This is a genomic window from Gilliamella sp. B3367 (assembly GCF_026536825.1).
In the GTDB taxonomy this organism is placed as follows: Bacteria; Pseudomonadota; Gammaproteobacteria; order Enterobacterales; family Orbaceae; genus Gilliamella; species Gilliamella apicola_E.
Map to the genome: position 1 here is coordinate 246,821 of NZ_JAFNNJ010000003.1, position 21,517 is coordinate 268,337.

A 21,517-nucleotide genomic window follows, 5' to 3' on the forward strand; every position below is an offset into this window, starting at 1 on the left:
GCTAATACTATAATCAAAGTTTTCCACGAAATCATCCCGTAATTGTTAATTTTTATCCTAAAAAAAGAATTATTGAAATTTACCAAGTGTTTTAATAAAAGGAAGCATTGTTATGAATAGCATTACCAAGGTCTTATTGCTTTACACCACTCACGAAAAGCAAACCCTTAAAATTATGCAACGAATAAAAACACATCTTGAGGGTAAATGTGATTGTGATTTGATTGAGTTATTGCCCGATACCAAGATTGATCTTGGTAACTACAAAGCCGTATTAATTGGTTGTTCAATTCGATATGGTTTTTACAGTAAAACCATGAAGAAGTTTATTGATGCCAATTATCAGCAATTAAATGCGTTAAAAACTGGTTTTTTTGGGGTAAATGTGGTGGCTAGAAAACCAAATAAAAATACACCTGAAACTAACTTATATACTAAAAAATTCCTTGCCAAAATTGCCTGGCAACCGACTATCAAAGCGGTATTTGCTGGTGCGCTTTATTATCCTAAATATAACTGGTTTGATCGTAATATGATTCGATTTATTATGTGGTTAGGTAAGGGTGATACAGATGTGACAAAAGAAGTAATAGAGTACACAAATTGGACAAAAGTGGATGAATTTGCCGAGCAATTTGTGGAACTTATTGATAATTAATCTTAGTTATCTTGATAAAATAAGTCACTATTTTCGTTAAATATCAAGTCTTAAAGTTGTTTTGAAGAAACTTTGTGATATAGATCAACTTTTTTACTAAAAAGGTGTACAATATTGCGCCTAAAGAATCTGTCTCCTAACTGGGATTTTAATTGTGATTGAAAATTTAAGAAATATAGCCATTATTGCTCACGTTGACCATGGTAAAACAACCTTGGTTGATAAACTATTAAAACAATCAGGCACGCTTGATAATTTGCGTGGTGATGACAATGAAAGAATAATGGACTCAAATGCGCTTGAAAAAGAGCGTGGTATTACTATTTTAGCTAAAAATACGGCTATCGATTGGAATGGTTACCGAATTAATATCGTTGATACTCCAGGCCATGCCGATTTTGGTGGTGAAGTTGAACGTGTAATGTCAATGGTTGACTCTGTACTACTGCTTGTTGATGCAATGGACGGACCAATGCCACAAACACGTTTTGTGACTCAAAAAGCATTCGCTCATGGTTTAAAACCAATTGTGGTTATTAATAAAGTTGACCGTCCGGGTGCGCGCCCAGATTGGGTTGTGGATCAAGTATTCGACTTATTCGTTAACCTTGGTGCAACTGATGAACAACTTGATTTCCCAATCGTTTATGCATCAGCTTTAATGGGGATTGCAGGTCTTGATCATGAAGATATGGCACAAGACATGACACCACTATTTGAAGCAATTGTTGAACATGTAGAACCACCTAAAGTTGATTTAGATGGTCCATTCCAAATGCAAATTTCTCAACTTGATTACAACAATTATGTTGGTGTTATTGGGATTGGTCGTATTAAACGCGGTCGCGTTAAACCAAATCAACAAGTTACTATTGTCGATAGCGAAGGTAACAAACGTACTGGCAAAGTCGGACAAGTATTAGGTCACCTAGGCTTACAACGTTATGAAGCTGAAGTTGCAGAAGCAGGGGATATCATTGCTATCACTGGATTAGGTGAACTTGGTATTTCTGACACAATTTGTGATAACAGCTGTGTTGAAGCTCTGCCAGCACTAAGCGTTGATGAACCAACCGTTACCATGTTCTTTAATGTAAATAGTTCACCATTTGCAGGTAAAGAAGGTAAATATGTAACTTCTCGTCAAATTCTTGAACGTTTAAATAAAGAACTTGTACATAACGTGGCTCTTCGTGTTGAAGAAACCCCAGATCCAGATGCATTCAAAGTTTCTGGTCGTGGTGAATTGCACTTATCTGTTCTTATTGAAAATATGCGTCGTGAAGGTTATGAACTTGGGGTATCTCGTCCTAAAGTTATCTACAGAGAAATCGATGGCAAAAAACAAGAGCCTTTCGAACAAGTTACTTTAGATATCGAAGAACAACACCAAGGTTCAGTGATGGAAGCCTTAGGTTTACGTAAAGGTGATTTGACCAATATGTTACCTGATGGTAAAGGACGTGTACGTCTAGATTATGTGATTCCTAGCCGTGGTCTTATTGGATTTAGAACTGAATTTATGACCATGACATCAGGTACTGGTTTACTTTACTCAACATTTAGCCATTACGATGATGTGCGTCCGGGTGAAATCGGCCAACGTAATAATGGGGTAATGATTTCAAACGGTACTGGTAAAGCTTTGGCTTATGCGCTTTATAGCTTGCAAGATCGTGGTAAATTATTCCTTGGTCATGGTGCTGAAGTTTATGAAGGGCAAATTATTGGTATCCATACTCGCTCAAATGATTTAACCGTTAACTGCTTAACGGGTAAAAAATTAACTAACATGCGAGCATCAGGTACTGATGAAGCGACGACCTTATCACCACCAGTAAAAATGTCGTTAGAACAAGCGTTAGAATTTATTGATGATGATGAATTAGTTGAAGTAACACCATTATCTGTTCGTCTACGTAAACGTCATCTAACTGAAAACGATCGTAAACGTGCATTTAGAAGTAATAAAGAATAATGTGAATTATGATTTAAATAATCAAACAACAAAACCTCGCTAATTAGCGAGGTTTTTTTTGGCTCTAACGCGAGCAATAGCATCGGCAATCGATTGTTTACGATCTTTCTGAGTAGTCGCACTGCTTGCTGGCATCGACTTAGGAAATAAAATAGTCGGCGGAACCAATTGATTACGATTTAAGCGTTGTTGTTTCTTCTCAGTTAACAGCAACTCTTCTTGCTCACTTAATTCAACGCCAAGAGTGCTTAAGGTAATACAATCAGTTGGACAGGTATTAATACAATTACTACACGCAGTGCAAAATTGCGGTAATACCGTATGTAACACCTGTTTACTACCAACAATAGCATCAGTAGGGCAAACACGGATACATTTACCACAACCAATACAATTTTCTTCATCAATAAAGGCTTTATATTGCATAATAAAATTTAAATTAACTTAAACCAACAATATTACCATCTTTGTCAATATCAATATGTCGATAAGCTGGATTCGTGCCAAGCCCTGGCATTGTCATCACATTACCAGCATAAACTCGAATAAAACCAGCACCGGCTGAAATGGCTAAATGGCTGATATCAACATCAAAGTCAGTTGGTACATTCTTTAAATTAGCATCAGCGCTAATCGACATCGGCGTCTTGGCAATACAAAGTGGTAAGTGATCAAGTTTTAACGCTTCAATCTCTTTAATATTTTTAAGCGCGGTTTCAGACAAGTTCGCTTTATTGGCGCCGTACTTTTTAACCATGGTTTGGATCTTATCCATCAATGACATACTGTCAGGATAAGGTAATTTGATTTCGCTTGGCATATCACATGCCTCAATAACATGTTTAGCAAGTTTTTCAGCACCTTTACCACCTTGAGTGAACACTTCGCTTACTTCGCAAGCAAAAGCACCATGTTCAACGGCATATTTTTGTAAAAACGCCAACTCTTCTTCACTATCATGTGGGAATCGATTGATCGCAACAATCACTTGTAAACCATAGCTCTTGGCATTCTTAATATGCCAAGCTAAATTGGCCGCACCAATTTCAAGTAACTCCACATTTGATTCTGAAATCTCTTTAGGGATAGCTTGTCCTGGTTTGATATTATATTTACCACTATTGGATTTTAAGCTACGAACCGTTGCCACTAAAACCACGCAAGAAGCCTTAATGCCAGCTTGACGATATTTAATATTAAAGAATTTCTCCATACCCATGTCAGAACCAAAACCAGCTTCGGTTATCACATAATCGGCTAAATTCATTGCAATGCGATCAGCGATAACTGATGAATTACCATGAGCAATATTAGCAAATGGTCCAGCATGGATTAGTACAGGCGTATTCTCAACGGTTTGCATCAAGTTAGGATTAATCGCATTTTTAAGAAGTACTGTCATCGCGCCTGCAACTTCGAGCTGTTCAGCTGTGATTGGCTCGCCTTGCGTATTATAGGCCAAAATAATACGACCAATACGCGCACGCATATCATGTAAATCAGAAGCCAAAGCCAAAATTGCCATTAGCTCAGACGCTGCCGTAATCTCAAATCCGTCACGGCGTTCAACACCATTCACACCGCCACCAACACCGACAGTGATATTACGCAGAGCACGATCATTGTGATCGATAACCCGTTTCCATACAATGCGATTAACATCAATATTTAAACGAGGTAAACCGGTTTGTGCGGTAAACTCATCGCCAAGACGATCTTCATGATAAAGACGAGAATCCAACGCGGCAGATGCTAAATCATGTGCTGCAGTTATTGCATGAATATCACCAGTAAGATGAAGATTTAGCGTCTCCATCGGCAAAACTTCTGCTTGCCCACCACCGGCTGCACCGCCTTTTACGCCAAAAACAGGTCCTAAGCTTGGTTGACGAATACAAGCGATAGCTGATTTACCTAAATAATTAAGGCCTTCACTTAGACCAATGGTATTGACGGTTTTACCCTCACCGAGTGGTGTTGGTGTAATAGCGGTAACTAAGACTAATTTACCATTAGCGCGATTTTCCTTTGCATTAAGGATTGATAAATCAATTTTGGCAACATATTTACCGTAAGGAAGCACGTATTGTTCAGGGATCTGACATTGTTTAGCGATTTCAGTTATTGGGCGTAGTGGCATTTTCATTCTCGTATAACAATAAATTAGGCTGTCAGTATAAAGAATTTAAAATGCCGAATAAAGCAACAATTTAATCTTTATTGATTTTCGGCACAATCTCTAATTATCTTGTTATAATAGCGAAAATTTTCAACTAAAGGATAATGATTAAATGAACTGGTTTTCGCAGTATTCTCTCTTCTTGGCTGAAACAGCAACGGTGGTTATTGCTATTTTAGCGGTATTAATTTTTATTTTAAGTCAACGCCGAAAATCATCAACAATTGCTGGACGTTTATCTGTCAAAGATATTAGCGAAGAATATGAACAAGTCAAAGATGACATGCTAACGTCGAGCATGGATGAAATCGAAGCTAAACAGTTTACAAAAGATCTCAAAAAACAAAAAAAACTTGAAAAGAAACAAGCTAAACAAGCGGCTAAAAAGAAAGATGATAATGCTAAATCATCAGATGCAAAGCCTAAATTATTTGTCTTATCGTTTAACGGCAGTATGGATGCACATGAAGTTGAAGAACTGCGTCAAGAAATCACTGCTGTACTAGCTATCATTAAACCAGATGATCAAGTTGTCGTAAAACTTGAAAGTCCTGGTGGAGTAGTGCATGGATATGGCCTTGCTGCCTCACAACTATTACGATTTAGAACGCGTAACATTCCATTTACTGCTGTAGTTGACAAAGTTGCAGCCAGTGGCGGTTATATGATGGCCTGTACTGCTAGCAAAATTGTCGCAGCGCCATTTGCAATTGTGGGTTCAATTGGTGTTGTTGCCCAAATTCCTAACTTCAACCGATTGCTAAAAAAACATGATGTCGATATTGAATTACAAACGGCAGGAGAATACAAACGAACCCTAACTATGTTTGGTGAAAACACGGACGAAGGTCGCCAAAAATTCAAACAAGAACTTGAACAAACGCATCTATTATTTAAAGACTTTGTAAAAGAATATCGACCAAATATCGATATAGATCAGGTTGCAACAGGCGAACACTGGTTTGCTACTCAAGCCAAAGAAATGGGGCTGGTTGACGAAATTAGCACCAGTGATGATTTTATCTTATCGCACCTAGAAACGCATAAAATCATTGCCGTTAACTATCAACGCAAACAAAAACTGTCCGAAAAACTCTCCAAAAATGTCGTGAAAGGCATGGAAAAGTTATTTTTTAGACAAGGAAACGGACTGTAAAAGGTTTAACCTAAAATCACTATTTTACATCTTTAAAACCCCGATTCCTCAAAAAAAAGTTGAGGAGCGGGGTTTTTTAACCCTAAAATTTGATCTAAAAATCTCAAAATTACTAAAAAGTCTAATTTCTAATACAAAACAATTTATCTTAAAAATGTGATCCTTTAAGAATTGTAAATGAACTGTTTTTAAATTAAACCGCATCTGCTCGGTTATTTTTGTTTTTTTAGATGTTTTTCTTTACAAAGATTAACGATCTTAAGTGAAAAATTGTTGCATCGTATTTTTTCAGTCACTATACTTTTACACCGTTTTATATAAGCGATCCAAATTTAAGTAAAAACATAAAGAGTAAATAAATCATAAATTTAGTTGACAGGATTAAGTAATATGCACTATAATTTTCAACAGGCAACAGGCAACAGGCAACTTGGCCAACCTATAAGTTAAATTCGTCAAAGTTAAGCTCTTATTTTTCATTTTTCACTAAAGTCTATTTTTTCACCAAGATCTATAAAATTACGCAAAATTTTTCGCGATCATCACATAGATCAATATCATCCCGACAGATCTTATTACCTTTAGTACCTAGTATATTGTTAGCGTTTTCATTTACTAGTACAGCGTTAACATCCACAACATCTAATTTTATTCACGGTGAAGTGCCTTATTTTACGTTCGACGGTGGTAATACACGAGTAACGGATACCGAAGGTTTGCTCGGGATCCATCTTTCTAATGGTCAACAATACTCGCCATCAAATAATAATTCTAGTGCAACCAATCCTATCGAATTACCAACTATTGATGAAAGTTTTGCTGATATTAGCATGTTGGTGCCAGTTGATAGTAATACCGTTGATTTAAACACCATTGTCGCTGCACCATATAATTATTGGGGCGATGATGATGGAGATAGTGAAGTCACTGCTACTGGCAGTATAAGCTTGTCTATTGTTGATAAAAACAATCAAACTGTATCACGAAATACTGTACCGATGTATTGTAAAGCGCCTTATAAAGCGACATTAACTAATACTGAAGGCACATTGACCACTCGTTATGGCGTTCCTAATAGCATTAAGTTCGGAGCAGGTAGTGTTACCTATTATTTTAAGCCTAAAGAATCACCAGCGATTTGTTTTGCTAAACCGAATAATCTAGCGTATACCGCACCTCCCTATGTAGGCCCCGAAACTGTCTGGAATTATGGTAAAGGCTTTCTAACTCAAACCGCGACGCCATCATCTTATGGTTTAAATTTCCCGACTACTGGCGCTAATGGTTTGTACTTTGATTTAGATATTAGCAATAATGATCAGGCATTAACGTGGGATCCGGTTTCTCATAGTGGAATTACTGCGACGATGACCAATTCAACAAATACTAGTGTCCGCGTTACATTAACGGGCCCTGCTGCAACCTTAGAACAGTGGAATTCTAGTAATCCGGAAAAAGTAGCTAAACCATCTTTACCCCAGACATTCGAGATAGTCGGTCGTGACAGTAGTGGTAACGCTGTCGTTAAATATGGATTTGAATTAAAGCAGTGGTTTGTCAATCGTGGGAACGTTATCGGAAATCACGACAACCAATTATCTTGGTGTACAAATATAGGTTATCACCTTCCTAATGTAAGGGATTTAACCAATGCGGTTTATCCATCAAATGACCAATTGATTACCGCTACACCTCCATCACCGGGTAATCATTACCAACGTAACATTGGGGCAGGTCTTATTACCGAGTGGGGCTTTCTGTTATATTACGCGAATACTAACTTTAATTTGTATTATTGGACTAATGACATGTACACCCATGGTGGTGATTATAAGTATTACTTTTACGCGCACGCCGACCACGGACTTATTCATTGGGTAGATCCTGCAACCTTCTACAACGGGGTTTGTGTTTCAGATCTCACCCCTTAATTCTTATTTTTTGAGGGAGAGATAGTAAAATAGCTTATATTTTTCTAGTAACTTATGGTGTCGAAACTTAAACCATCCGCCTCAATTGGGGCGGTTTTTTGAGTTTTTTATTGCAAAAAAAGTTGAGGAGCGGGGTTTTTGAGGTTTTAAATTTCACTTAAAAACTTTTAAATGATCAAAATCACTAAATTTCTAATCCAAAGCCTTAGAATAAAATTCTTGAGGATCAATTGCTCTAATTTTAAAGATTTATAACTGCGATATATTCAATTAAAACAATAATTAAATAATTATAACCCAGATCCTTTTTAGATCCTATTTACAAAAGTTAACGTAAATGAGCGAAAAAAAGTGTTGCATCGTGTTTTTCCAATCACTATACTTTTTACACGGTTTTAGCTACGAGGCTAAAATTTAACAGAAAAGTATAAAATTGTAAATTAATCAAAAAATTACTTGACAGGGTAGTCTAAAATGCATTATAATTTTCAACAGGCAACAGGCAACCTGGCCAACCTATCTTTTAAATTCGCCTAAATCCATCTCCCAGTTTAAATTTTTCACTGAAGCTTATTTTTCTACTCAATCAAGTGAAATTCTGCGAATTTTCGCGCGATCGCTTCCGCGATCCTCTTTTCGAACGTTTTTCCGATCGTTTTCCGGATCCATTTTCAGATCCTTTTCTCGATCCTTTTTCGGATCCTGTTTTCGATCCTTCGATTTTTCCGAATTATCCCGGCAGATTGTTTTTTTCGTGGTCTTTTTCCTTCCTTTTTCGGGTCACGCATTGACATCACAGACAACAGCAAATCAGATACAGGGTAGTGCACCTTATCTGACTTTCGACGGTGGTCGTACTCGTGCAGTTGATGCTAACGGTCTGCTTGGGATTACGCTATCTAACGGAGCTAATTACACGCCTTCAACCAATACTTCATCTTCTTCAGCACCAATCGTCTTGCCGGTTGCGGGTCAGAGTTTTGCTGATATAAGTATGTTCGTTCCTACTGATACTAATTCAGTCGCTTTGAGTTCTCTTATCGGTCCTCCTAATAATTATTGGGGTGATGATGATGGAGATTCGGGTGTTAGTGCTACAGGTTCATTAAATTTATCTATCGTCGATAAAAACAATCAAGCTGTATCACGTAATTCCGTGTTAACAATTTGTAACGCACCTTATAGGATTAAGTTATCTAGTACTGACGGTACATTATCTACTCGTTATGGTTTTCCTAATCGTAGTACTTTCAGTGCTCGTAATGTGACTTATTACGTCAATCCTAAGGCTTCGCCTGTGGTTTGTTTTGCCAAACCAAATACGTATCACTATGATTCTAGCCAAAATGGCCCAGCTTCAATGTGGGACCCAGCTAATGGTTTTCTCACTCAAGAAACAGACCCGTCACTTTACGGTAGAAACTTTCCTACAACTGGTGCTAATGGATTGTACTTTGATTTACTCATTAGTGGTGTAAGTCAGCCATTGTCTTGGTCTCCTGTTTCCCATGGAGGTATCACTGCTACTATGTCTAATCCTACTGCTACAAGCATACGCGTTACTTTAAGTGGTCCTTACGCTACCGAATCCCAGCATAGTTCAGACAATCCTGGTCCTATTTCTAAACCTACTTTGCCTCAGACCTTCGAGTTGGTTGGTCGTGATACTAATGGTGCTCCAGTCGTCAGATATGGTTTTACTTTAAAGCAGTGGTTCGTGAACCGTGGTTCTAAGCTGGACAATTATGCTAATACATTATCTTGGTGTAATAGTATTGGTTATCGCCTTCCTAGCGTAAGGGATTTAACCAACGCGGTTCGTACATCCGATGGAGTTATCTCTGGCGCCACCCCTTCCTCGCCGGGTAATCATTTTATGCGTCATATAGGTTCTGGTTTTTTCACTGAGTGGGGCAAAATGTATGATTATTCAGGCGTTGGCTTCTACTCCGATTGGTGCTGGACTAGTGACCCGAATGGTAGGTACCAGTTTGTCGTGGATACATACTACGGTAGCGTGACTTGGTACTACGCCTACCCTGACAACTACGGACTTTGCTCCCATCCTTAGTTCTTATTTCTTCGTCCTTAATCCTTAGGGCGGGGGTTGGAGTGATAAAAAATAGTATTAGGTGATTAAAAGTAAGCTGACTCAAGGAGTCAACGTCGTTTAGCCATAAAAAGCGATTTTGCGGCTAAGCGGCGCTTCAATTACCCGCTTCGGCGGGTTTATTTTTGAGGCGATTTTATCGCAAAAAAAGTTGAGGAGCGGGGTTTTTGGGGTTCAAAATTCTGCTTTGCAATGTTGCCTCAAGTAAATAATTCCGCTTTAACTGTGGTGCTTTTTAGTAGTTCTATTTTTCCATCAAAAAAGTTGAGGAGCGGGGTTTTTGAGGTTTTAAATTTCACTTAAAAAGTTTCAAATGATCAAACTTACTAAATTTCTAATTCAAAGCCCTAAAATAAAATTTTTGAGGATCAATCGTTCTAATTTTAAAGATTTGTAATTGCAATATCTCTAATTAAAACATTAATTAATCAATTATAATTTAGATCCTTTTTAGACCTTATTTACAAAAGTTAATGTAAATGAGCGAAAAAAAGTGTTGCATCGTGTTTTTCCAATCACTATACTTTTTACACGGTTTTAGCTAACAGGCTAAAATTTAACAGAAAAGTATAAAATTGTAAATTAATCAAAAAATTACTTGACAGGGTAGTCTAAAATGCATTATAATTTTCAACAGGCAACAGGCAACCTGGCCAACCTATCTTTTAAATTCGTCTAAGTCCAGCTCCCAGTTTAATTTTTTCACTGAAACTTATTTTTCCACGCAATCAAGTGAAATTCTGCGAATTTTCGCGCGATCGCTTCCGCGATCCTATTCTCGATCTTTTTTCCGATACTTTTTCCGGTCGTTTTCCGGATCCTCTTTCAGATTTCGATCCTTTCCCAAATTATCCCGGCAGATTGTTTTTTCCGTGGTCTTTTTCCTTCCTTTTTCGGGTCACGCATTGACATCACAGACAACTAGGAATGCGATACAGGGCACTCCTCCTTATCTGACTTTCGACGGTGGTCGTACTCGTGCAGTTGATGCTAACGGTCTGCTTGGGATTACGCTATCTAACGGAGCTAATTACACGCCTTCTAACAATTCATCATCTGCAACTCCAATCGTCTTGCCGGTTGAGGGTCAGAGTTTTGCTGATATTCGTATGTTCGTCCCAACTAATACAAATTCAGTCGATTTAAGTGCTCTTATCGGTCCTCCTAATAATTATTGGGGAGATGATGATGGTGATTCTGGTGTTACTGCTACTGGTCGTTTAAGTTTATCTATCGTCGATAAATACAATCAGGCTGTATCACGTAATTCCGTGTTAACAATTTGTAACGCACCTTATAGGATTAAGTTATCTAGTACTGACGGTACATTATCCACACGTTATGGCGTTCCTAATCGTAGTACTTTCAGTGCCCGTAGTGAGACTTATTACGTCAATCCTAAGGCTGAGCCGGTGGTTTGTTTTGCTCGGCCTAACTTATTGTATGGTAAGCCTAATGAGAATGGTTGGGGTATGTATTTCCAAGGCCCAGCTTCGATGTGGGACCCTGCTAAGGGTTTTCTCACTCAAGAAACAGACCCGTCACTTTACGGTAGAAACTTTCCTACTACAGGTCTTAATGGATTGTACTTTGATTTAGATATTAGTGGTAGTAGTCAGCCATTGTCTTGGTCTCCAGTTTCTCGGAGTGGTATCACAGCTACAATGTCTAATCCTACTGCTACAAGCGTACGCGTTACTTTAACTGGTCCTTACGCTACTCCATCCCAGATTAGTTCAGCCAATCCTGGTCCTCTTTCCACTATTTCTTTGCCTCAGACATTCGAGTTGGTCGGTCGTGATAGTAGTGGTAATCCAGTCGTCAGATATGGTTTTACTTTGAAGCAGTGGTTCGTCAACCGAGGTTCTAAGTATGACACTTATCCTAATACATTATCTTGGTGTAATAGTCTTGGTTATCGTCTTGTTAAGGTAAAGGATTTAACCAACGCATCTTGTCCTAGCAATAGTTCTGCCTGTCGTGGTTCAGTCGGCGCCACTCCTTCCTCATCTGGTAATTATTACCAGCGTAATATTGGTGCTGGATTTTTCACTGAGTGGGGTCGTATGTATGATTATTCAGGCGTTGGCTTCTACAACTCTTGGTACTGGACTAGTGGCCCGAATGGTAGTACCCAGTTTATCGTGAACACAAGCTACGGTGGCGTGGATTGGAACTACAACTACACCCACGGACTTTGCTCCCATCCTTAGTCTTTATTTCTTCGTCCTTAATCCTTAGGACGGGGGTGGGGGTAATAAAAAATAGTATTAAGCAATTAAAAGCAAGCTGACTCAAGGAGTCAACGTCGTTTAGCCATAAAAAAGCGATTTTGCGGCTAAGCGATGCTTCAATTACCCGCTTCGGTGGGTTTATTTTTGAGTTTTTTTATTGCAAAAAAAGTTGAGGAGCGGGGTTTTTGGGGTTTTAAATTTCACTTAAAAAGTTTTAAATGATCAAATTTACTAAATTTCGAATTCAAAGTCCTAAAATAAAATTTTCGAGGATCAATTACCATATTTTTAACTATTTGTAATTGCAATATATTTAATTAAAAAAAGTAATTAACCAATCATCAGTTAGATCCTTTTTTAGATCCTCTTTACGAAAGTTAACTGTACTGAGTGAAAAAAAAGTGTTGCATCGTGTTTTTCCAATCACTATACTTTTACACGGTTTTGGTTAAGCAGCTAAAACCTGACCTAGAAGTATAAAATCTTAAATAAATCAAAAAATTACTTGACAGGATTGTCGTATATGTTTTATAATTTTCAACAGGCAACAGGCAACAGGCAACTTGGCTAACCTCTAATTTAAATTCGTCTAAGTTAAACTTCCAACGTTCATTTTACACCGAGACTTATTTTTCCACGCAATTATGCAGAATTCTGCGAATTTTCGTGCGATCCTCTTTTCGATCCTTTCATTCTTCCAGTTTAGTTCTGAGGATTATTTTAGGTTTATTCGTGTCGTTTTTGCTTTCTATTTCTTTTTCCGGTCAGGCATTAACTTCACAAACTACAAATAATCAGATTCAGGGTAGCGCGCCTTATTTAACTTTCGACGGTGGTCAGACTCGTGCCGTTAATACCGACAGTCTGCTCGGGATTACGTTATCTGATGGTACGCAATATACGCCATCAACCAATCCCTCTTCATCAACAACACCAATTGTGTTACCTGCCACAGGTCAGACTTTTGCTGATATTGGTATGTTGGTTCCTACAGATACTAATTCAGTTGCTTTAAGTACGCTTATTGGTCCACCTTATAACTATTGGGATGATGAAGACGGAGATGGTGATATTAGTGCTACTGGTAGTTTAAGCTTGTCTATCGTGGATAATAATAATCGACCTGTATCGCGTGATACTTTACTAACGAATTGTAATGCAGCTGCACCTTATCGAGTAACATTAACGAGTACTAATGGTACATTAACTACCCGTTACGGAGTTCCTAATAGTAGTAATTTCAATGCAAGTAATGTGACTTATTATGTTAAGCCTAAGCTTGGGCCGGTGGTTTGTTTTGCGAGGCCTAACTTAAAATATGGTAAACTTAACGAAGATGGTTTCTCTTACGATTTCCGTGGTCCTGCTACAATATGGGATGAAAATAAAGGTTTCCTCACACAATCAACTGCACCATCATCTTATGGTTTAAACTTCCCTACAACTGGCGGACATGGTTTGTACTTTGACTTGCTCATTGATGGTAATAATCAGGCCTTGTCTTGGGCACCTGTTTCACATAGTGGTATAACAGCTACTATGACTAACTCATCAAGTACGAGTGTACGGGTTACATTGACAGGTCCTGTTGCGACAGAATCTCAATGGCGTTCGAGTAATCCGGGTATTATACCTAAACCAACTTTGCCTCAGACCTTCGAGTTAGTTGGTCGCGACAGTCATGGTAAAGAAGTTGCCAAGTATGGTTTTGTCTTAAAACAGTGGTTTGTCAATCGTGGTCCTTACAATTCTTCTTATACAATATCTTGGTGCAGTAACATAGGTTATTTTCTTCCTAAACATCATAACGAATTAACTAATGCTACGCGAATAACTGCAAGTACTCCTAGTTCGTCACCAGATAATCATTACCAACGTAGAATTGGTGATGGATTTTTTGCAGAATGGGGCAAAATGCCTGACTACTCTGGAGCTAACTTCAGCGGTGATCCTTATCCGCTTGGACCTCATGATAGTTCCTATCATTATTACATTAACCCGTACGATGGTTCTCAAGGTTGGTTAAATGTTCAGCTTCCTGATAGACTTTGTGTTTCAGACTTATTACAGCCATGATGATTATTACCAATCTAGGTTTGGCGATGGGATCTTTGTGAATTAGGGATATATGGTCTTACTATTCTAAGGTTAACTTTATTTAAAGTTAACCGATTGTATCCTATACTTGTTTTTACTACTTTTAATTGATGTGAATATTTTCGAGACGCTATAAGATATAAGCCGAATACCCCTCTTTTCACCCCCTAAAACATTAAGTAACCCTTTTTTTAAAGTTCCAAAAAGCAATCTCCATTTTAAGTTATACAACTCTATGTTATCCTTAACGCAACATTCGATCACAGGACGTTCTATATGATAAAAGATCCATTTTATGATCGTGAGGCGAAAAAGTATGAATCGCCGATCGCCAGTCGTGAACTGATTTTGGATTATCTTACCAAAGAAGCAAAACCAGCCAGTTTAGAAAAAATAGCTAAAGCCGTATCAATCAAATCTGACGAGCAAAAAGAGGCTTTACATCGCCGATTGCGAGCGATGGAACGTGATGGTCAGGTGGTTTACACGCGTCGTAAATGTTATGCCTTACCTGAAAAATTCGATATGGTTAAGGGCAGTGTTATTGCACATCGTGATGGTTATGGCTTTTTACGGGTTGAAGGTAAGCCGGAAGACTATTTTTTGTCACACGAGCAGATGAAAAAGGTTTTACAAGGCGATGTTATTTTGGCTCAGCCAATCGGTAGTCAATACCGTGGTAAGACTGAAGCGCGAGTGGTGCGGATTTTAGAGCCGCGTACTAATCTGATTGTTGGTCGTTATTTTATTGAGCAAGGCGTTGGTTTTGTGGTGCCGGATGATAGCCGTTTGAATTTTGATATTTTAATCGCTGGCAAGCCAAATCGTACGGTTAGAATGGGCTCAGTTGTTGTGGTTGAATTGCAGCAAAGACCTGAACGACGCCAAAAAGCGGTCGGTGTGATTAAGGAAGTGCTTGGCGAGGTAATGGGCACGAATTTAGCCATCGATATTTCATTACGTAATCATGAGATCCCTTATGAATTTCCAAAAGCGGTTGAAAACGCGGCTAACAAGTTTAGTGAGCAAGTACCTGAAAGCGCTAAAAAAGGCCGTAAGGATCTACGTGATTTGCCGTTAGTAACCATTGATGGTGAAGATGCACGAGATTTTGATGATGCGGTCTATTGTCAAAAGAATCGTGGTGGTGGCTATCGTTTGTGGGTGGCGATTGCTGATGTGAGCTATTATGTGCGAACCGGTAAGGCGCTTGATAAAGAAGCTTGTTTGCGTGGGACTTCAGTCTATTTTCCGTCGCGCGTGGTTCCGATGTTGCCGGAAGTTTTATCCAATGGCCTTTGTTCGCTCAATCCTCAAGTTGATCGCTTGTGTTTAGTGTGCGAAATGACCGTGTCGAATAAGGGGCGTTTGACCGGTTATCAATTTTATGAAGCGGTGATGAATTCACACGCGCGTTTAACTTATACCAAGGTAGCTAAGATTTTGGAAGGTGATAAGGATTTGCGTGAGCATTATCGTGAGTTGGTTCCTCACCTTGAAAATCTTTATGGTCTTTATAAGGTGCTTAATAGTGCTCGAATTGCCCGTGGCGCAATCGGGTTTGAGTCGGAAGAGCCTAAATTCATCTTCAATGCTGATAAACGTATTGAGAGCATTGAGTTAGTTCAGCGAAATGAAGCGCATAAGATCATTGAGGAGTGTATGATTTTGGCCAATGTTGCCGCAGCAAAATTGGTGATTGATGCTGAGATTCCGTCGCTATTTCGTGTGCATGATAAACCGGATGAAGATCGCATAAATAATTTACGCAGTATTTTAAGTGAACTTGGTTTGTCTCTCGGCAAGGGTACCAGTCCAAAAGATATCGCTAAGTTGATGGTTGAGGTTGAAGCAAGACCTGATCATGAGATGTTGCAAACGGTCATTTTGCGCTCAATGAAGCAAGCAATTTACGATCCTGAAAATCGTGGGCACTTTGGGTTAGCACTTGAGGAGTATGCGCACTTTACATCGCCAATTCGTCGTTATCCTGATCTGTTATTGCATCGTGCGATTAAATGGGTTATTGCTGATCAGCAACATAGTAAACAACATGATAAAACCGGTGGACACCGTTATACGACTAGCGAGATGCTCTATTTTGGTGAACACTGTTCAATGACTGAGCGCCGAGCGGACGAAGCGGTTCGTGATGTCGTTGATTGGTTGAAATGTGATTATATGCAAGATCATGTCGGCGAGGTATTCAATGGCACTATTTCGAGCGTTGTTAATTTCGGCTTTTTTGTGCGATTAGATGATCTATTTATTGATGGTTTAGTGCACGTTTCATCACTCGAAAATGATTATTATATTTTTGATGCATCACGTAATCGTTTAATTGGTGAAAATACCCGTTTTATTTATCGTTTAGGTGATAAAGTTCAAGTAACAGTCGTAAATGTTAACCCTGACGAGCGTAAAATTGATTTTTCATTGGTTGGCAGTAATAATAAGCCACAACGCCAAGGTAAGACAGCCAAAGATAAGGCGAAGAAAGTCGATAGTGATGCTGAACTGCCAGTTAAGCGCAAAAATAAAAGCCAAGCTAATAGTAAAAAAACGAGCGCAAAGGTTGTCGCAAAGAGTAAAAAACGCAGTAAGCCAAAAACAGCTGCTAAAAAAACGTCTAAATCAGCATCGACCTCAAGCAATCAGAGAAAAAAGAGTAAAAAATAGATGAGTGAAACAGTTTACGGTATCCACGCGATTGAAGCTTTGTTAGCGCGTGCACCAGAAAGAATTATTGAAGTTTTTATCGTTAAAGGCCGAGAAGATAAGCGCCTTAATGACCTTGTTCGTGAGTTGGAGCAGTTGGGTTTAGCAGTAAAAGTGACCAATAGGCAGTATTTAGATGAAAAAACGAAAAATGGTGTTCATCAAGGTATTTTGGCGATGGTTAAACCAAGCCGTGGTTATCAGGAAAATGATATTCCATTATTAATGGAGCAAAATTCCAATCCGATTATTTTAATTTTAGATGGTGTGACTGATCCACATAATTTAGGCGCTTGTATTCGTACTGCCGATGCCGCTGGTGTGAGCTTTATTGTTGTTCCTAAAGATCGTTCTGCACCACTTAATTCAACCGCTCAGAAAGTTGCATGTGGCGCGGCTGAAAGCGTGCCAGTGGTTAGAGTCACCAATCTGGCGCGTACTATGCGTATGTTACAAGATGAATATCAAGTTTGGATTGTGGGTACCGCTGGTGAAGCAACCAGCACACTTTACCAAACTGACTTTTATAAAAATTCAACAGCATTGGCCTTAGTGATGGGGGCAGAAGGTGAGGGGATGCGTCGCTTAACCAAAGAGCATTGTGATGAGTTAGTCAGTATACCGATGGCAGGTATTGTTTCTTCGCTTAATGTGTCTGTTGCAACAGGCGTTTGCTTATTTGAGATTGTTAGACAAAAAAATAAATAGTTAGAGTTATAGTATGTTAGGATTTTTGAAAAAGCTTTTATCAGGGAATAAAGAAAAAAATGCTCCGGCGCTGTCTGAGCGAGATTTGAATGGTCGTAATCGTGTCGGATATCCGACAATGCAATTATCGCGTGAGATTGATAATTTAGTTAAATTGAAATACCGTCCTCTTAAACGTGTAATTAAGGTGTATAGAGACACGCTGTTTTTTAAATGGGGTCCTGCAGTTATCAATAATACTTTATCAGATGAGCAGTTGGCTAATTTGTCCGGACGGAATGTTCAGATGGTTTATTTATTGCTGTTTCGTGATATGTTAAGACATATTTCAGGTTTAGCTAAATTTAAGCATTTTGCCGAAGATTGGCCGGAACAATTTGCGAATGAGTTATTAGATAATTGCAAAATGTTAGGCGATAGTGATGATGTTGATGTCGCTAAAAAAGAAGCGTTATTTGCTAACACTGAGCTTTATAATGTTGATAATCCCATCGATCCTAAACACCCAGAAAATACGCAAATCCCTGATTGGACAGCGCCATTAGCGGAATTAATTATGCTGCCACCGGATATGATTTATAAGTGTCATCGTCCTTTAATGGCTGCAATTGACCGTCGCAAAAAGCGCTAACTTTAACGATTGATTGAGTTGAAGCTGTAATATCGATTCACTCAATCAATTTTGTTAACTTAATTTATTCCCTTTCCTAAATAACGTTATTTATTACCAATAACTTTGCAATTTATCTTTGTAACAATACCCACAGCAAATTCCTCTCACTGCTTGAATTTTGCATTTATACAATTCAATTTCTTTTGTCATAACTAGTCAGCCCGATAAGTTCGACAAAGTCTAACAATTATGTGAGGAGAGATAGTAAAGGTATTAACACTTATTTCTATTAAGATAAAGGTCAATGCCGACACAATGGTGTCGGCACGATTATTTTGCTTTTTAGCTTTTGATTAGATCAACTTCAATACCTAACCCTTTTGCTACACCTGAACCATAATCGGGATGGACTTTATAGAAGTGTTTAAGCTGTCTAATTTGAATATCACGATCGACGTTTTTCATCGAAGTGACAATATTATCAATAAGCAGTTGTTTTTGATCTGGACGCATTAAATTAAATAATGCACGTGGGTGCGAATAGTAATCACCATCAACACGATGATCGTGTTTATCCATTGTGCCGGCAGGGACATGCATCGGTGGCTCAGCATACTGCGGTTGTTGTTTAGGTGCACTATCAACACTATTTGGTTCATAGTTTGGTGCATTATCTGGCGTATAAAAGCGCATAGCTCCGTCACGTTGATAATTGTGTACCGGGCATTTAGGTGCATTGATTGGTAATTGTTGGTAGTTTGTACCGATACGATAACGGTGCGCATCAGCATAAGCAAATATTCGCCCTTGTAACATTTTATCCGGTGATAAGCCAATACCAGGTACAATATTACTTGGTTCAAATGCAGATTGTTCTACTTCAGCAAAATAGTTTTCCGGATTACGGTTAAGCTCCATAACACCGACTTCAATAAGCGGAAACTGTTTTTGCGACCAAACTTTTGTGACATCAAATGGGTTTTCTGGATGGTTATTGGCTTGTTCTTCACTCATCACTTGTATATAAAGTCGCCATTTAGGGTAGTTACCTTGTTCAATGGCATTAAAGAGATCTTCTTGCGCTGAATCAGGGTTGCTTCCGTCGAGTTCTGCGGCTTTTTTAGGATGAATATTTTTAATGCCTTGTTCTGTTCTAAAATGCCATTTTACCCAAGTTCGTACATTATCTTTATTGATTAAACTATAAGTATGGCTACCAAAACCATGCATATGTCGAAATCCGTCTGGAATGCCTCGGTCAGAAAATAGAATTGTTACTTGATGAAGTGATTCTGGCGATAAAGAGAAAAAGTCCCACATCATTTGCGGATCTTTTAAGTTGGTCTTAGGATCGCGTTTTTGGGTGTGGATAAAGTCCGGGAATTTGATTGCATCACGAATAAAAAATACTGGCGTGTTATTACCGACAATATCCCAGTTACCTTGATCTGTGTAAAATTTTACTGAAAATCCACGTGGATCACGTGCCGTGTCAGATGAACCACGTTCACCTCCAACAGTTGAAAATCGAGCAAAAACGGGAGTTTGTTTGCCAACTTCGGCAAAAATGCTGGCATAGCTATATTGAGTAATGTCATTGGTGACGGTAAATGTTCCGTGTGCGCCAGAGCCTTTGGCATGGACTCGTCTTTCCGGAATATTTTCACGGTTAAACTGAGCGAGTTTTTCGATTAATTGATAGTCGTCAATCAATACCGGTCCACGAGGGCCAGCAGTGCGAGAGTTTTGATTGTCGGCAATAGGGGCACCATTATTGGTGGTGAGTTCTTTTTTTTCTGACATTGCAATACTCCTTATTAGATTGTAACTTTATAGTTAAAGAGTTGTGATTGATTTTATTGAAAAACTAATTTACTAAGGAATAAGATAAAGACGGTGATGCGTGTAAAAAAAGATATTGCTCGATTTATTATATAACTAAATTGGCTGTTAATTGTAGAAAAACGAATTAATTATTTTTTAATCTAGTAATGAGCGATAGTGAATATAAAAATGGGTCCTTAACCCGATTAAGCATAAATGATTTCCGGTAATTTAACATCCCAATGCTGATTATCAACATGATCAACTTTTTGGCAGGCAAATGCTAGCCCAATAGGATAAATTTGCTGTTGTTGGTAGTTTTCAAGCAAGCGATCATAATAGCCACCGCCCATACCAATACGAAATCCTCGGTCATCAAAAGCCACAAGTGGCGTAAAGATGATATCAAGTTGTTCTATATTTATGATTTTAGTTTTATCGATTACTGGTTCTAAGATACCAAAGCTATTTCTTACTAGTGGTGTATTTGGGGTGTAATTTAAGAAGATTAGTTTATGTTCAGCAACTGGGACAGGTAAATAGACCGATTTATTTTGTTGCCATAGATATTCAATAATCGGTTTAGTGTCGACTTCTCCATCAAATGATAAGAATATTGCAATATGTTGTGCTTGGCTGACGGCAGGATGGTTTTTTATTTGTTGGTAGATTATGGCCTGTGCGCTGTCGCGTTGTGCCTGAGATAATTCACGTCTTTTTTGACGTATAGTTTGCCGAATGTCCATAAGTTTTTATTTGAAAGAGAGAAGGAATAAAGACTCCAAGATGCCGTTAGGGGCGTAACCCTTGAACCCGAGGTTCAAGGTGAATAGCATGTTTTAATTTTTAGGTTTCCTAAGTTAATTAGGCATACACACCAATTAAAAATCACACCATTCTAAATTAAAGATTATCGGCTCAGGGGACTAACCCATATCGCGAACATCTCAGAGATGTTTACTATGATACAAAATTTAGAAAATCATACAATAGTCTTTGTGGTTTATTTACATTTCATCTAACTAATTGTTAGTATTTAATGCGGAATCAAGTAATTGCTGTAGCATTTTTAGTCGATTTGCAAATTCATCGCTTTTTTCTTTTTCTTTCGTTAGTTCGTAAGAGATATTCAATGCAGCAGTCATGATAAGTTGATCGCTTCCAACTTGGGGGGATTTTTCTCGTAAATTTGTTAATCGCGCATCTAAATCTTTAGCTGCATTTGTAAGTGCGTCAACTTCATCGACTGGACAATTAAATTTTAACGTTCGCCCAAAAATCTGAACGGTGACAGCTTGATTTTCCATATTT

General features: G+C 38.4%; 15 protein-coding genes and 1 other RNA gene. 10 read left to right on the forward strand and 6 right to left on the reverse strand.

The window, feature by feature from the left end; all coding sequences use genetic code 11:
- Positions 1-121 precede the first annotated feature (121 nt).
- Positions 122-658: a menaquinone-dependent protoporphyrinogen IX dehydrogenase gene (gene hemG, locus J3U23_RS07060; protein WP_081299578.1), complete on the forward strand. Its 537-nt coding sequence runs from the start codon at positions 122-124 to the stop codon at positions 656-658.
- Positions 659-812: 154 nt separating this feature from the next.
- Positions 813-2,636, forward strand: coding sequence for a ribosome-dependent GTPase TypA (gene typA, locus J3U23_RS07065; RefSeq protein WP_065563548.1), 1,824 nt, complete (start codon positions 813-815; stop codon positions 2,634-2,636).
- A gap of 39 nt (positions 2,637-2,675) precedes the next feature.
- Here typA and J3U23_RS07070 read toward each other — a convergent pair whose 3' ends face one another.
- Together J3U23_RS07070 and J3U23_RS07075 are read right to left on the reverse strand one after the other, a co-directional pair.
- Positions 2,676-3,062, reverse strand: a complete 387-nt coding sequence (locus J3U23_RS07070) for an RnfABCDGE type electron transport complex subunit B (protein WP_267338874.1) — start codon at positions 3,060-3,062, stop codon at positions 2,676-2,678.
- 13 nt (positions 3,063-3,075) lie between these two features.
- A complete protein-coding gene (locus J3U23_RS07075; protein ID WP_220225742.1) occupies positions 3,076-4,776 on the reverse strand; it encodes a formate--tetrahydrofolate ligase in 1,701 nt (566 codons plus the stop codon).
- Positions 4,777-4,927: 151 nt separating this feature from the next.
- Between J3U23_RS07075 and sohB the strand changes: the two genes are divergently transcribed.
- The 8 genes from sohB (at position 4,928) to J3U23_RS07115 (ending at position 18,400) form a co-directional block, all read left to right on the forward strand.
- A complete protein-coding gene (gene sohB / locus J3U23_RS07080; RefSeq protein WP_267338875.1) occupies positions 4,928-5,971 on the forward strand; it encodes a protease SohB in 1,044 nt (347 codons plus the stop codon).
- A gap of 596 nt (positions 5,972-6,567) precedes the next feature.
- Positions 6,568-7,902 (forward strand): hypothetical protein, encoded by a 1,335-nt coding sequence (locus tag J3U23_RS07085; protein ID WP_267330510.1) that lies wholly within the window; start codon positions 6,568-6,570, stop codon positions 7,900-7,902.
- Positions 7,903-8,656: 754 nt separating this feature from the next.
- A complete protein-coding gene (locus J3U23_RS07090; protein ID WP_267338876.1) occupies positions 8,657-9,973 on the forward strand; it encodes a hypothetical protein in 1,317 nt (438 codons plus the stop codon).
- Between the two features lie 911 nt (positions 9,974-10,884).
- Positions 10,885-12,225, forward strand: coding sequence for a hypothetical protein (locus tag J3U23_RS07095; protein ID WP_267338877.1), 1,341 nt, complete (start codon positions 10,885-10,887; stop codon positions 12,223-12,225).
- 753 nt (positions 12,226-12,978) lie between these two features.
- A complete protein-coding gene (locus tag J3U23_RS07100) occupies positions 12,979-14,322 on the forward strand; it encodes a hypothetical protein (RefSeq protein WP_267331754.1) in 1,344 nt (447 codons plus the stop codon).
- 297 nt (positions 14,323-14,619) lie between these two features.
- Positions 14,620-17,022 (forward strand): ribonuclease R, encoded by a 2,403-nt coding sequence (gene rnr / locus J3U23_RS07105; protein WP_267338878.1) that lies wholly within the window; start codon positions 14,620-14,622, stop codon positions 17,020-17,022.
- Positions 17,023-17,769, forward strand: coding sequence for a 23S rRNA (guanosine(2251)-2'-O)-methyltransferase RlmB (gene rlmB, locus J3U23_RS07110; protein ID WP_267338879.1), 747 nt, complete (start codon positions 17,023-17,025; stop codon positions 17,767-17,769).
- A gap of 13 nt (positions 17,770-17,782) precedes the next feature.
- Positions 17,783-18,400 (forward strand): hypothetical protein, encoded by a 618-nt coding sequence (locus J3U23_RS07115; protein ID WP_220225747.1) that lies wholly within the window; start codon positions 17,783-17,785, stop codon positions 18,398-18,400.
- Positions 18,401-18,724: 324 nt separating this feature from the next.
- Here the strand turns inward: J3U23_RS07115 and J3U23_RS07120 are convergent, their stop codons facing one another.
- The 4 genes from J3U23_RS07120 to zapA all read right to left on the reverse strand — a co-directional run bounded on the left by J3U23_RS07120 (position 18,725) and on the right by zapA (position 21,513).
- A complete protein-coding gene (locus J3U23_RS07120) occupies positions 18,725-20,185 on the reverse strand; it encodes a catalase (RefSeq protein ID WP_267338880.1) in 1,461 nt (486 codons plus the stop codon).
- Between the two features lie 227 nt (positions 20,186-20,412).
- Positions 20,413-20,952, reverse strand: a complete 540-nt coding sequence (locus J3U23_RS07125; protein WP_267338881.1) for a 5-formyltetrahydrofolate cyclo-ligase — start codon at positions 20,950-20,952, stop codon at positions 20,413-20,415.
- A gap of 28 nt (positions 20,953-20,980) precedes the next feature.
- A non-coding RNA gene (ssrS, locus tag J3U23_RS07130) (6S RNA) lies at positions 20,981-21,163 on the reverse strand.
- Between the two features lie 65 nt (positions 21,164-21,228).
- The gene (zapA, locus tag J3U23_RS07135) at positions 21,229-21,513 is read right to left on the reverse strand and encodes a cell division protein ZapA (protein ID WP_065563351.1); all 285 of its coding nucleotides are present in this window, start codon (positions 21,511-21,513) and stop codon (positions 21,229-21,231) included.
- Between the last annotated feature and the right edge of the window lie 4 nt (positions 21,514-21,517).

Coding starts and splice junctions, on each gene's coding strand:
- sohB (WP_267338875.1), top strand. CDS start 4,928: ATGAACTGGTTTTCGCAGTATTCTCTCTTCTTGGCTGAAACAGCAACG.
- J3U23_RS07070 (WP_267338874.1), bottom strand. CDS start 3,062: ATGCAATATAAAGCCTTTATTGATGAAGAAAATTGTATTGGTTGTGGT.
- zapA (WP_065563351.1), bottom strand. CDS start 21,513: ATGGAAAATCAAGCTGTCACCGTTCAGATTTTTGGGCGAACGTTAAAA.
- rnr (WP_267338878.1), top strand. CDS start 14,620: ATGATAAAAGATCCATTTTATGATCGTGAGGCGAAAAAGTATGAATCG.
- J3U23_RS07125 (WP_267338881.1), bottom strand. CDS start 20,952: ATGGACATTCGGCAAACTATACGTCAAAAAAGACGTGAATTATCTCAG.
- rlmB (WP_267338879.1), top strand. CDS start 17,023: ATGAGTGAAACAGTTTACGGTATCCACGCGATTGAAGCTTTGTTAGCG.
- J3U23_RS07075 (WP_220225742.1), bottom strand. CDS start 4,776: ATGCCACTACGCCCAATAACTGAAATCGCTAAACAATGTCAGATCCCT.
- J3U23_RS07115 (WP_220225747.1), top strand. CDS start 17,783: ATGTTAGGATTTTTGAAAAAGCTTTTATCAGGGAATAAAGAAAAAAAT.
- J3U23_RS07120 (WP_267338880.1), bottom strand. CDS start 20,185: ATGTCAGAAAAAAAAGAACTCACCACCAATAATGGTGCCCCTATTGCC.